The sequence below is a fragment of the Burkholderia sp. AU39826 genome (genome assembly GCF_020419965.1).
Lineage (GTDB): Bacteria > Pseudomonadota > Gammaproteobacteria > Burkholderiales > Burkholderiaceae > Burkholderia > Burkholderia semiarida.
On sequence record NZ_JAIZQG010000011.1, the window covers coordinates 74,183 to 87,293 of the forward strand.

8 protein-coding genes and 1 pseudogene are annotated in these 13,111 nt (G+C 68.2%); 5 read left to right on the forward strand and 4 right to left on the reverse strand.

Features of this window, described 5'->3' with window-relative positions; all coding sequences use genetic code 11:
* The first annotated feature begins 14 nt into the window (after window positions 1-14).
* From LGM42_RS19520 to LGM42_RS19535, 4 genes are read left to right on the forward strand one after another with little or no spacing between them, the layout of a single operon-like run.
* Window positions 15-1,025, forward strand: coding sequence for a zinc-binding alcohol dehydrogenase family protein (locus tag LGM42_RS19520; protein WP_060310315.1), 1,011 nt, complete (start codon window positions 15-17; stop codon window positions 1,023-1,025).
* Between the two features lie 31 nt (window positions 1,026-1,056).
* Window positions 1,057-2,238 (forward strand): mannitol dehydrogenase family protein, encoded by a 1,182-nt coding sequence (locus LGM42_RS19525; RefSeq protein ID WP_226232938.1) that lies wholly within the window; start codon window positions 1,057-1,059, stop codon window positions 2,236-2,238.
* Window positions 2,235-3,758, forward strand: coding sequence for a UxaA family hydrolase (locus tag LGM42_RS19530; RefSeq protein WP_226232939.1), 1,524 nt, complete (start codon window positions 2,235-2,237; stop codon window positions 3,756-3,758). The genes LGM42_RS19525 and LGM42_RS19530 overlap by 4 nt, the downstream gene beginning before the upstream one ends.
* Window positions 3,759-3,804: 46 nt before the next feature.
* Window positions 3,805-4,083, forward strand: a complete 279-nt coding sequence (locus tag LGM42_RS19535) for a hypothetical protein (protein ID WP_060310318.1) — start codon at window positions 3,805-3,807, stop codon at window positions 4,081-4,083.
* A 56-nt stretch (window positions 4,084-4,139) separates the two neighbouring features.
* On the opposite strand, the gene LGM42_RS19540 is transcribed toward LGM42_RS19535, so the two are convergent.
* The 3 genes from LGM42_RS19540 to LGM42_RS19550 form a co-directional block, all read right to left on the reverse strand.
* Complete coding sequence (locus LGM42_RS19540; protein ID WP_226232940.1) at window positions 4,140-6,101, reverse strand: phosphatase PAP2 family protein; 1,962 nt, start codon at window positions 6,099-6,101, stop codon at window positions 4,140-4,142.
* A 191-nt stretch (window positions 6,102-6,292) separates the two neighbouring features.
* Window positions 6,293-7,879, reverse strand: coding sequence for a methyl-accepting chemotaxis protein (locus LGM42_RS19545; RefSeq protein WP_226232941.1), 1,587 nt, complete (start codon window positions 7,877-7,879; stop codon window positions 6,293-6,295).
* Between the two features lie 138 nt (window positions 7,880-8,017).
* Window positions 8,018-9,538 carry a diguanylate cyclase gene (locus LGM42_RS19550; RefSeq protein ID WP_060310527.1) on the reverse strand — a complete coding sequence of 507 codons (1,521 nt, stop codon included), beginning with the start codon at window positions 9,536-9,538 and terminating at the stop codon, window positions 8,018-8,020.
* A 328-nt stretch (window positions 9,539-9,866) separates the two neighbouring features.
* Here LGM42_RS19550 and LGM42_RS19555 point away from each other — a divergent pair, with 328 nt between their 5' ends.
* Complete coding sequence (locus tag LGM42_RS19555) at window positions 9,867-11,684, forward strand: methyl-accepting chemotaxis protein (RefSeq protein ID WP_060310320.1); 1,818 nt, start codon at window positions 9,867-9,869, stop codon at window positions 11,682-11,684.
* A gap of 99 nt (window positions 11,685-11,783) precedes the next feature.
* Here LGM42_RS19555 and LGM42_RS19560 read toward each other — a convergent pair.
* Window positions 11,784-13,100, reverse strand: a pseudogene (locus LGM42_RS19560) (MFS transporter).
* Window positions 13,101-13,111: the final 11 nt, after the last annotated feature.

A 13,111-nucleotide genomic window follows, 5' to 3' on the forward strand; every position in this document is an offset into this window, starting at 1 on the left:
GAAAGGAACCCGACATGCTCAGCGTGATTTGCGAATCCCCCGGCGTGCTGCGCGTGCAGCAGCGCGAACTGCCCGTGCGCGGCAGCGGCGAAGTGCTGTTGCGCGTGCAACGGGTCGGCATCTGCGGCACCGACCTGCACATCTTCACCGGCAACCAGCCTTACCTCGAATATCCGCGCGTGATGGGCCACGAGCTTTCCGCGGTCGTCGTCGAGGCGGAACCGGCGTCGGGGCTCGGCGCCGGCGACGCGGTGTACGTGATGCCATATCTGTCGTGCGGACACTGCGTCGCATGCCGTCACGGCAACACGAACTGCTGCGTGAACATCAAGGTGCTCGGCGTGCATCGCGACGGTGCGCTGGCCGAATACCTGAGCGTACCCGCGCAGTTCGTGCACAAGGCCGACGGCATTTCGCTCGATCAGGCGGCGATGCTGGAATTCCTCGCGATCGGCGCGCATGCGGTGCGCCGCGCGGACGTTCGCGCCGGGCAGCGGGCGCTGGTCGTCGGCGCCGGGCCGATCGGCATGGCCGCGATGATCTTCGCGAAACTGCGCGGCGCCGACGTCACGTGCCTCGACACGCGGGCGGATCGACTGGCGTTCTGCCGGCAGCATCTGGCCGTCGACGCGACGGTGGAGGTGGGCGCGGACGATACGGCGCGTCTCGCGGAATTGACGAACGGCGAGTATTTCGATGCGGTGTTCGACGCGACGGGCAACCTCGATGCGATGAATCGCGGCTTCGAGTTCGTCGCGCACGGCGGCAAATACACGTTGATCTCGATCGTGCGCGGGCACGTCGCGTTTTCGGATCCCGAATTCCACAAGCGGGAGACCACGCTGCTCGCGAGCCGCAATGCGACGGCCGAGGATTTCGCGACGGTGCTCGATGCGATGCGTGCCGGGCGCATTCCCGACCGCGCGCTGAACACGCACCGGATGCGGCTCGAGGACGTGCCGGACGCGCTTCCGCGGCTGCTGGAAGCGGGGCAGACCGTCGTGAAGGCGCTCGTCGAATGCTGAGCGATCGAATCCGGCACGCGGAGCGCACGCGATGACGCCGCCGATCCTGCAGTTCGGCACGAGCCGCTTCCTGCTGGCGCACGTCGACCTGTTCGTCTCCCAGGCGCTGGACGACGGCAACGCGACGGGCGGCATCGGCATCGTGCAGACGACCGGCAATCCGGCGAGCCGCGCGAGAATCGACGCGCTGCGCGCCACCGGTCGCTATCCGGTGCGGATTCGCGGGCGCGAGCACGGCGGTGTCGTCGACGAAATCGTCGAGTGCCACGCCGTGCATCGCGCGTGGGATGCCGAGCGCGACTGGGCGGAGATCCGCCGTGCCGCGATCGAGACGGTGCGCGTGATCGTGTCGAATACCGGCGACGCAGGCTATCGTGCCGATCCGCGCGACGCCGCGGACCTGCTGGCCCGGTCGGAGCACGCGCCGCGCGGTTTTCCGGCGAAGCTGCTGACGCTGCTGCATGCGCGCTGGCAGGCGCGGCCCGATGACGGCGTCTCCATCCTGCCGTGCGAACTCGTGACGAACAACGGCGACACGCTGCGCGACATCGTAATCGGCCTCGCGCGCGCGTGGCGGCTGCCCGACGCGTTCGCCGACTATCTGTGCAACCGCTGCGTGTGGGTCAACTCGCTCGTCGACCGCATCGTGTCCGAGCCGCTTCATCCGGTCGGCGCGGTCGCGGAGCCGTACGCGCTGTGGGCGATCGAACGGCGTGCCGGCATGGCGCTGCCGTGCCGGCACGCGCAGATCGTCGTCACCGACGATTTGTGCAGCCACGAGCGCCTGAAGCTGTTCTTCCTCAATCTCGGGCACAGCTGGCTCGCGCAGCAGTGGCTCGAGGCGGGGCGCGACGCGTCGGAGACGGTACTGGACGCGATGAACGATGCGCGGCTACGCGACGGTCTCGAGGCCGTGTGGCGCGATGAAGTCGCACCGGTATTCGTGGCGCTGGGCTTGCGCGAAACGGCCGAACGCTACGTCGACAGCGTGCGCGAGCGTTTTCTCAATCCGTTTCTCGCGCATCGCATCGCCGATATCGCCGTCAATCATCGCGAGAAGGTGGCGCGGCGGATCGAGCCGTTGCTCGCGCTCGCGGATTCGCTGGCGCTGTCGGCCGGACAACCGCGCTTGCGGCAACTCGTCGCCCGCCATGAACCGGCGGCCGGCGCTCCGGCGGCCAGCATCGCAACGACAGGGAGAGATGCATCGTGAAGCCACCGGCAATCGTGATCCTTCACGGCGACGACAACGTCGCCGTCGCACTCGACGCGCTGGCGCCGGACGTGCCGATCGACGTGCGCGGCGCACCGTTGCGGCTGGCGGACGCGGTGCCGGCCGGCCACAAGGTCGCCACCGCGCCGATCGCGCGCGGCGACGCGATCGTCAAATGCGGGCAGCCGATCGGCGTCGCGCTGCGCGACATCGCCGCCGGCGAGCACGTGCACGTGCACAACGTCGGGATGCCCGAGCGGCATGCGCACGATGACGGGCCTGCCGGCGACGCGCACGACGTTCCCGCGGATCGCCGCGACACCTTCGACGGATTCGTGCGGCCCGACGGCAACGTGGGCACCCGCAACTACGTCGGCGTGATCGCGAGCGTCAACTGTTCGGCGAGTGTCTGTCATGCGATCGCCGATGCATACCGGCACGGCGCGCTCGATGCATTCGGCCATGTCGACGGCGTCGTCGCGATCACCCATCAGAGCGGCTGCGGCATGTCGGCGACGGGGGACGGCATCGAACTGCTGCGTCGCACGCTCGTCGGCTATGCGCGCAACCCGAATTTCGCCGGCGTGCTGCTCGTCGGGCTCGGGTGCGAGGTCAACCAGGTGGGGGCGCTCGCGCAACGGCTCGACGCGGCGGCGCCCGGCACGGTGCGCACGCTGGTGATCCAGGACGAGGGCGGCGTGCGCGACACCGTGGCCCGCGGCGTGTCGATCGTGCGGGAGTTGGTGGAGGCGGCCGACGGCGCGCGGCGCAGCACCGTGCCGGCATCGCGGTTGACCGTCGGCCTGCAATGCGGCGGCTCCGACGGCTACTCGGGCATCACGGCGAACCCGGCGCTCGGCGCGGCCGTCGACCTGCTGGTTCGCAACGGCGGCACCGCGATTCTGTCGGAGACGCCCGAGATCTACGGCGCCGAGCATCTGCTGATCGCGCGGGCGGCGTCGCGCGACGTGGCCGAGCGTCTGCTTGGCAGGTTGCAATGGTGGGAGCGCTACGTCGCCGACAACGGCGGCGAAATGAACAACAACCCGTCGCCCGGCAATCTCGCCGGCGGCATCACGACGATTCTCGAGAAGTCGCTCGGCGCGGTGTCGAAGGGCGGCCGCTCGCCGCTTCGCGCCGTCTACGATTATGCGGAGCCGGTGCGGCAAGCGGGGCTCGTGTTCATGGATACGCCCGGTTACGACCCGGTGTCGGCCACCGGGCAGATCGCCGGCGGCGCCAATCTCGTGTGCTTCACGACGGGCCGCGGTTCGGTGTTCGGCTCGAAGCCGGTGCCGACGATCAAGATCGCGACGACGAGCGGCCTGTTCGAGCGAATGCAATCGGACATGGATTTCGACAGCGGCGGGATCGTCGCCGGTTCGCTCACGGTCGACGAAGCGGGCGCGCGGCTGTTCCGGCTGATGCTCGACGTCGCGTCCGGACGACGATCGCGCAGCGAGGACAACGGCATCGGCGAACGCGAGTTCGTGCCGTGGCTGCGCGGCGCGGTCATGTGACGCAACGTGCGACGGTGCGCCCTCGCACAGCGAAGGAGAAGTCGCGATGGAAACCAGCATGAGCGAGCCGACGATCGACGAAACCGGTCACGACGGCTCACTGTCGGAACTCGAGAAGGGGTTGCTGGGCGAGGCGCTGCGGTTGCTCGCCGAGACGCGCGCGCGTGCGCTGGAACTGTGTGCCGAGGTCAGCCGGCGGCAGGGCGGCGCCGCGCCGGACGTCCACGATTTCAACCTGCCGACGATCATCGAGCTGCAACGGCGGTTCGCTACACGACCTCGCCCGGACGGCGCGGGCATGGCAGCCTCCGGTCGGTTCGCGTAGCGCAAGCCGAAGCCGCCCGTGAGCGGCGCCGTTGCAGGATCGGTCTTCGATGCCGGTTACGCCGCCGACAGCGTAATCGACACGCCCGCCGCGGTGTAGACCGGCGTGGCCTTGAACCCGTCGACCGTCACCGTCGCGAACTTCGCGGCGGCCGCCGCGCCGTCGATCAGCGCGATGGTGTCGCCGGCCTTCGGCGCGTAGCCGTTCACGAATTTCACGTGCAGCGTGCCGCCCGCGATGGTGAGCGGCCCGCCCACGCGCAGACGTCCGCCGCCGTTGCCGTCGATGTCGAGTTCGAGCGTCGTGTTGTCGAGCTGCGTGTAGCGGGTGGCGACCGTCACCGGCGCGGCGGCCGCGATCCGCACGCTGCCGCCCGGGCCGACGTACACGTCGCCCTTGCCGAAAGCCGTCGCCGACGCGGCCGCCAGCGTGCCGCCGCTCACCTGCGTGCCGCCCGTGTAACCGTTGTTGCCCGCCAGCGTCAGCGTGCCGCTGCCCTGCAGCGTCAACTTGCCTGCGCCTGAAACGTCGTTGCGCCATACGTCGGCGGCATTGAGCCCGCCCTGCGACGCATCCATCGATACGATCACGTTGCCGTTGAACGCACCGTAACCGTCGGCCGCCGCGAACAGGTTCAGGCGGCCCCAGCCTTCCGCGTCGTCCATCACCGGATAGCCGGACGGCAGCTCGGTCGTCTTCAGCACGACGCGCCGCTGGTCGGGGCTCAGGTACGGGAAGCGCGTCTGCAGCAGGATCTCCGCGCCCTTCGGCACGACCGGCGGCGCGTTCGTCGATTCGATCGCACCGAAGCCGAACGTCATGCGGCGCAGGAACGCGGCCTTGTTCGCCGCGTAGTCGGCGAAGCGGTCGGTGGCCGTCGTGCCCGAACGCGCGAATGCGGAGAACGTCGCGGCGCTCGTTCCCGTCAGTTGTTGCAGCGTCTGATGGGCTTGCGTGTAGGCAGCCTGCGCGTCGCCGGCGTACGCGGTCAGGTTCGCCGCGCTGACGGCCAGCGCGAGCATGCGCCCGCCGATCACGTCGAGCGGCGAATGCATGCCGGCGAGGATCCGGTTCTCGCCGAGCTCGAGGCCGCGGCTGATCATCTCCTGGAAGCGTTCCGGCACGAGCCACGCCATCGTCGTCGCATCGCGCATCGCTTCGGCCGTGTGGCCGCTGATGAAGCCGCCGTCGGTCGCGGGCGTCGCGCTTTCGGCCGGCACGAGCGTCGGCGCGACGACCACGCTCGTGCTCCAGCGGTACGGGCGCGCGTATTTGAAGAAGCGCTTCGACGGTTCGGTCGACGCGTTGTTGCCCATTTCGTTGAGCAGGTCGACGACCTTCCCGAAGCTGGCGTTGCCGCTGCTGCTGCCGACGCCGACATTGTTGCCGGCGTCGTTGTACAGCACGGTCGTCGCATCGGCGGGCACGCTGGTGATGCTGGTCGTCTGCTGGGCGGCGGTGCGCCACGCGGCGGTGAGCGGGCCCATGCCGTCGGTCACGCTGTATCCCTTGCCGCGCCGGTCGTCGTAGTACGCGGCGTCGGCCTGTTGCGGCGTACGGGCGGTCGTCGCGTTGATCACGTACTGCACGTTGGCCGACAGCACCGCGTCGTTCAGGATCGTGCCGCACGGCACGCCGCTGTTCGGCAGCCCGGAGCAGGGCGATGGCGAGATGGCGGGGAACGCGCCGTTCGCCGGCGCGCTCACGCCCGCGTCGACCAGCATCGTCGCCGGTTGCCAGAGATCGAGGAAGCGGCTCAGCACGCGCACCGCGGCGTTGGTCGACAGCGTCGCATAGCGCGCGTCGCCGCGCTGGTTGGTCGCGACGTTGTCGACGAAAGCCGGCGCGCTCGGGATCGGCGCGCTGTCGACGAAGCCGGGGTCGGCGGGCGGCGCCGGAACGGCCGCGGCGATCGTGCCGGTCGACGCGACGTCGTCGCCGCCGCCGCAGGCAGCCAGTACGATCGCACTCGACAATGCCGCGACGTGCAGCGGGAAACGGCTTCGTGACGCAAACATGCAAGACTCCATCCTGATGGTAGAAGATGGAGGATTGTGGTGAGCGATCGTTACGCGGTCGTTACGGAATTGTTTCGTGTCGTACGCAGCGGGCGGAAATTCCCACTATTTGGTTAATTTCCTATGCTGAACATGACGGACGCCGGAATCCATGCGTCGTCCGTCACCGATACGGGGCGGCGGGCGCGGGCCTACGCGCTCGCCGTGCGCGTCTCCAGCCGGAACAGCGAGACGGCCTCGGCAAGCCGCAGCCCCTGTTCCTCGAGCGACTTCGACGCGGCGGCCGCCTGCTCGACGAGCGCCGCATTCTGCTGCGTGACCTCGTCCATTTGCGTAATGGCCAGATTGACCTGCTCGATGCCGCGGCTCTGCTCGCTCGACGCCGCGGCGATCTCGCCCATGATGTCGGTCACGCGCGAGATCGCGTGCGTGACCTGGCTCATCGTCTCGCCCGCGTTGTTCGCGATCTGCGAGCCGTCCTGGATTTTCCGGACCGATTGCGAGATCAGTTCGCGAATTTCCTTCGCGGCGCTCGACGAACGCTGCGCAAGACTTCTGACTTCGCTGGCCACCACCGCGAAGCCGCGGCCTTGTTCGCCGGCGCGCGCGGCCTCCACGGCCGCGTTGAGCGCGAGAATGTTGGTCTGGAACGCGATCCCTTCGATGATCCCGGTGATCTCGGCGATCTTGGCGGAACTCGCGCTGATGTCCGTCATCGTGTCGACCATCAGGCCGACGGCCGAGCTGCCGCGCTGCGCGACCTCCGATGCGTTGTCGGCCAGGCCGCTCGCCTGCTGCGCGTTGTCGGCGTTCAGGCGCACGGTGGACGTCAGTTGCTCCATGCTCGACGCGGTTTCCTGCAGCGACGCGGCCTGCTGTTCCGTGCGGGACGAAAGGTCCTGGTTGCCGGACGCGATTTCGCCTGCCCCCGTCGCGACGTTGCCCGAGGCGGTACGGACTTCCGAGATCAGCCGGATCAGGTTCGCCTGCATGTCGCGCATGGAGGCCAGCACGCTGCCGGCCGGCGCGGCGCCGGTCGCGGATTCGGCGCCGAGATCGCCGGCGGCGATATGGCGGGCGATATCGCTGAGCGCGGCAGGCTCCGTGCCCAGCGCGCGCAGCAGGCCGTGGGTGATGAAGAGGCCCGAGATCGCGGCCGCGGCCGCGGCGGCGATGCAGATCGCGATCAGCATCAGTCGTCGCGACGTATAGCGGTCATCCGATTCCCTCACCCGTTGGGCGGCCATCGTGCGCGAGAACGTCGCATACGCGTCGGTGGCCGCGACGAGCCGGGCCAGCAGCGGTCGGCACTGTTCGTTGATCATCGTGATCGCCTGATCGCGCCGGTTGTTCGCCGCCGCTTCGACGATGGCGCGCGCGACGGGGCCGTACTGCGCCTCGATCGCCCCGATTTGCCGAACCAGTTCGCGGGCCTTGTCGGTCGCGCCGCTGCCGACGCGGACCGCATTCGTCAATTCACCCAGCAGCGCGCCGACTTCGCGGTCGGCCTGCAGTGCGGCTTCCTTCTCGATGTCCGCATCGCGTGGCCCGGACGCCAGGACCTGGTTGCGGGCGGCGATCGCGCGCCGGTCGACCGCGGCGAGAACCTTGTCCGCCAGGGTCGCGCGGGCGTTGATGCCGTTGACATAGTCGTCGAATGCCGCGTTCGCGTTGCCGAGCGACACGATACCGACGAGCGAGACGAGCACGACCGTGCACGTAAGAAGTCCGAAAGCCATGATCAGCTTCATGCGAACCGTTAACCGTCGATCATTCATAGGAAGAATCCAGGGGTGTTATTAAATAGATTTCCTGATTATCGGAACCCTGGATGAACAGTTTAGGAACGCTGCGCGCGGCAATCGTTTGCGAGTGACCCGCCGTCAAAAAAAATTTCAGACGACGCCCGGCGTGCGTCACGCCGAGCGGGTGAACGGCTCCGGTTCCGCACGACACACGCGGTTTCTGCCTTCGCGCTTCGCGCGATAGAGCGCCATGTCCGCCTGATGCGACAGCGCGTGCACGGTGGTGGGGCGTGCGCGATGGCCGGTCGCGCAGCCGATGCTGACGGTAAAGGGCGGCACGGTTTTGGTGAACCCGTCGAGCGCGTTGCCTTCGACTTCGCGGCGAATCGCCTCCGCGACCTGCGCGGCGCCGGTTTCGTCCGTATCGGGTAATACCGCGACGAATTCCTCGCCGCCGTAGCGCGCGGCGAGGTCGCCGCGCCGCCGCGTATGCGCGCGAATGCATTCGGCGAGAAAGCGCAGCGCGGTGTCGCCCACTGCGTGCCCATGCCGGTCGTTGTACTGCTTGAAGTGATCGGCGTCGATGAACAGCAGCGAGAGACTGCCGTCGCCGCCCCGTTGCAGCCGCTCCCATTCGTCGGCCAGCGCGGTATCGAGTGCGCGGCGATTGTGCAGGCCCGTGAGCGGATCGGTTCGCGTGAGATCGGTCAGCAGCGTCTGCTTGCGCAGGTTGTCGCGCAATGCGAACGCCAGCAGCCAGACCACCGCGCAGAACAGTGTGCTGATCGCGATGGCCGACACGCCGACCGTCCACGACAGGCGTGTAATGCCCGCCAGCACGTCGCGCTCCGCCGGCGCGACGACCGCGATCAGCGGCGTGCCCGGTATCCGCTGGTACGTATACAGGCGCACGACGCCGTCGATGCTCGAACGGGCGGGATAGAAGCCCGATTCGCTGTTCACCATCCGCTTGAACGATTTCGAGCGACGCAGGAGGTTCATCTGGCCGTCGTTCAACGACGGGTTTCTCGCGAGGACCGTGCCGTCCGCGCGCACGATCGCGCTGACGCCGTTCGGGCCGACGTCGAGCCGGGACAGGAGCTGCTCGAAGTAAGCGAGATCGATCGCGACGACCACGATCCCGTTGAACGCATGATCCGGCCGCTCGATGCGCCGCGACAGCGCGATCGACTCCTTGCCGCCGCGCGAGCGTGCTCGATAAGGCTGGGACACGTAGAGCCCGACGTTGTCCGCGTCGCGATGAACCTTGAAGTAGTCGCGATCGCTGAAGTCCCAGCGATGGGTCGTGCCGCAGCATCCGTCGATCAACTGGCCGCGCCGGTCGGTCACGCCCATGCCGGTGAGGTACTGGGCCGCGGTGCGCTCGAACAGCAGATCGTGCCGCAACCCGGTGTCCATGCGCTGTACGGCCTGCTTGCCAAGGTCGGCAGCCAGCGCGACCAGCGCGTTGTTCGACGTTTCGACCGTCCGCGCGATCTGGCTCGCGAGCACGGCCGCGACGTTGCGCGACGTCTCGTGCGCATGCTCGATGACTTCGATGCGCGCGGCCCACAGCGTCGCCGCGCTGATCCCGAGCGCCGCGAGCGACATCAGCGTGCCCAACGCGCCGACGACGAGCGGGTGGCGTCCGGCCCAGTCGGCGATTTTCTCGATCGAAGTGAAGGCGGGCATGCTCGCGCTCATAGGGGAAGCCGGCTGCCGGGGCGTCGGCTCAGGTCAAATCCGGGTTAACGGCATGGTTAACCGAAAATCGAGGCCGGCGGGCGGCCCCGTCGGCGCGCGCGATCCGCCCACTGCGACGCAAACGTGTGCGACCGAAGCGGCTGGCCGCGTCGCACGCATCGTATTGGCTGCCGGCCGCGAATTTGTCCTTATGGTCGGCCTCCGCGCCGGCCATTCGGCACGACTCAATTTCCTGCCGTCGGTGCCGTTAAATGAATAAGGGTCGGCTCGTTCATCGATCCAGTTCAATCACGCGGTAACGGAGACCGAAGTCATCATGCTGTCATCAATTCGCGCACGGATACTGGCGACGTGTGTCGCCATCGTCGTGACGGCGCTGGCCGTAACAGGAGGGCTCGTTTATTACGTCGTCAAGACCCACAACGACGAGGCCATCGACCAGAATCACAAGTCCATCCTGGCCGGCCACGCGCTGGCGATCGACGAGTGGGTGGCGAGCCGGTCGCGCGAAACCCAGGCGCTCGCGGATACGATCGCGATCGGCGAAGGCGATCCGGTGCCGGCGTTGAAGCTGCTCGGCAAGTCGGGCGGCTTCGAGGTGCTGACGCTCGGCCTGCCCGACAAGACGGCGTTCTCGAACGTGCCGCTCGCGCCCGGCTATGACCCGACCGCGCGGCCCTGGTACAAGCAGGCCGTCGGCGCGGGCCATCTGGTCGTGACGGCGCTCTACCGCGATGCGACGAGCGGCAAGCCGGCCGTCGCGTTCGCGGTGCCGGTGGTGCGCGACGGCGTGGTGAAGGGCGTGCTGGCAGCCAGCCTGTTCATGGAGAACGTGAGCTCGATCGTGACCTCCGTTCACCCGACGCCGGCGAGCTTCGCATTTCTGGTGGACAAGGGCGCTCGCGTGATCGCGTCGGCCAAGACCGACCTGATCATGAAGCCGGCCACCGGTCTGTCGCCGGAACTCGATGCCGATCGCCTCGGCGCGCTGCAGACGGCGTCCGCGCCCGTCGCGGTCGACATCGACGGCGCCGCCAAGCTGATGCGTGCCCGGCCGATCGCCGGCACCGACTGGTCGCTGGTGCTCGCGCTCGACAAGGGCGACGTGACGGCCGGCATGCGCGCGGTCGCGACGACCACGCTGCTGGCGATCGTGATCGTCGCCGTCATCGCGGCCGCGCTCGTCGGCGCGATGACGAACGCGGCCTTCAAGCGCATCCTGATGGTGCGCGACGCGCTCACGGACGTATCGAGCGGCAGCGGCGACCTGACGAAGCGGCTGCCGGCCGACGGCGCGGACGAAGCCGCGCAGATCGCGCACGCGTTCAACGCGTTCGCCGAGAAGATCAGTGCGATCCTGCTGCAGATCCGTGCGTTCAGCGCGTCGGTCAATCTGGCGAGCGCCGAGATCGCCCAGGGCAACCAGGATCTGTCGGCCCGCACCGAACACGCGGCGTCGAGCCTGCAGGAAACGGCCGCCGCGCTCGAGGAGATCGCCGGCACGGCCCGCAACTCGGCCGACGCGGCGAGCCAGGTGAACCGTCTGGCGGAATCGGCGTCGGATGTCGCGCTGCGAGGCGGCACGGTCGTGCGCGACGTCGTCTCGACGATGAATGACATCACGCAGGCGTCGGCAGAGATCGCCAACATCGTCGGCGTGATCGACGGCATTGCGTTCCAGACCAACATTCTCGCGTTGAACGCCGCCGTCGAGGCGGCCCGCGCGAACGAGCACGGCCGCGGCTTCGCGGTCGTCGCCGGCGAGGTGCGCGCGCTCGCGCAGCGCAGCGCGCAGGCCGCGCGCGAAATCAAGCAGTTGATCCACTCGTCGGTCGAGAAGATCGAGGGCGGCTCCGGGCTCGTGCAGACAGCCGGTGCGACGATGGACGAAATCGTCGACGGCGTGCGCAACATCACGAGCGTGATCGCCGAAATCAGCGTCGCCGCGAAGGAGCAGAGCACGGGGCTCGAGCAGGTGAATCAGGCCGTGTCGCAGCTCGACGATACGACGCAGCAGAACGCGGCGCTCGTCGAGCAATCGGCGGCGGCCGCGACGTCGCTGCGCGAGCAGGCAGCCCGGCTCGCGCAGACGGTCGGCGAGTTCAAGCTGGCGGAGCGCGCCGTGCCGGCGTGACGGTCCGGTTGGCTGGGCCGCAGGGCGTCGGCTTCGTGCGACGCCCTGTCGGAATATCGCGGCGGCGCAAAACCGGTGCGTTCAGGCGAGCACCGCTTCTCACGCAGGTGAAGCCGAACGCCGCGCGGCCCCGCCTTTGCGATACAGCGACAGGGTCGCGAACAGCCCACAGCATGCGGCGAAGCTGAGCCAGTATCCGGGCGCGGCCTTGTCGCCGGTCACCTCGATCAGATAGGTCGACACCGCGGGTGTGAAGCCGCCAAAGACCGCGGTCGCGAGGCTGAATGCAAGCGAGAAACCGGCCACGCGGACGCTGGCGGGCATGATTTCGGTCAGCGCCGCGACCATGGCGCCGTTGTACATGCCGAAGAAGAAGGAGAGCCACAACAGCACGGCGAGCATGCGGCCGAAGCTGGGCGCGGATGACAGCCAGGCAAGCGCGGGATACGACGTCACGATGGCCGCGACCGCGATGGCCACGAGAATCGGCTTGCGTCCGATGCGGTCCGACAGCGCACCGCCCACGGGCAGCCAGAAGAAATTCGACACGCCCACGCACAGCGTGACGATCAGGCTGTCCGCCGTGGACAGTTTCAGCACGGCCCGGCCGAACGTCGGCGTGTAGACCGTGATGAGGTAGAACGTCGTCGTGGTCATCGCGACGAGCAGCATGCCGGCAAACACCGTGCGCCAATTCCGCAGCATCGTCGCGAATACCTCGCGTGCACGCGGATGATGGGTGCGCGCCTTGAATTCGTCCGTTTCCTGCAGCGTTCGGCGAAGCAGGAAAATGACCGGCACGATCGCGCAACCGATGAAGAACGGCATGCGCCAGCCCCACGCACCGATTTCCTGGCTCGTCAGCAGATGATTCAGCAGATAGCCCAGGGCCGCCGCGATGACGATCGCCACCTGCTGGCTTGCCGATTGCCAGCTCGTATAGAAGCCCTAGTGCCCGGGTGTGGCCATTTCCGCGAGATAGACCGACACGCCGCCCAGCTCGGCCCCGGCGGAGAAGCCCTGCAGCAGGCGTCCCAGCAACACCAGCGCCGGGGCGGCGAGCCCGATCGTCGCGTACCCCGGCACGCACGCGATCAGGATCGTGCCGCTCGCCATGATCGAGAGCGTCATGATCAGCCCTTTGCGTCTTCCGACTTCGTCGATGTAGGCGCCGAGCACGATCGCGCCGAGCGGGCGCATCAGGAAACCGGCGCCGAAGACGGCGAACGTCAGCAACAGCGACGCGAACTCGCTTGCCGCCGGAAAGAAGACTCGCGAGATGCTGGTCGCATAGAAGCCGAACAGGAAAAAATCGAATTGCTCGAGAAAATTGCCGCTGGTCACGCGCAGGACCGCGCCGAGCTTCGACGTGCCTGCGGCCGCGCCATCCGGCGCGATCGACGGTGAGGGATGCATGGGATGTCTCC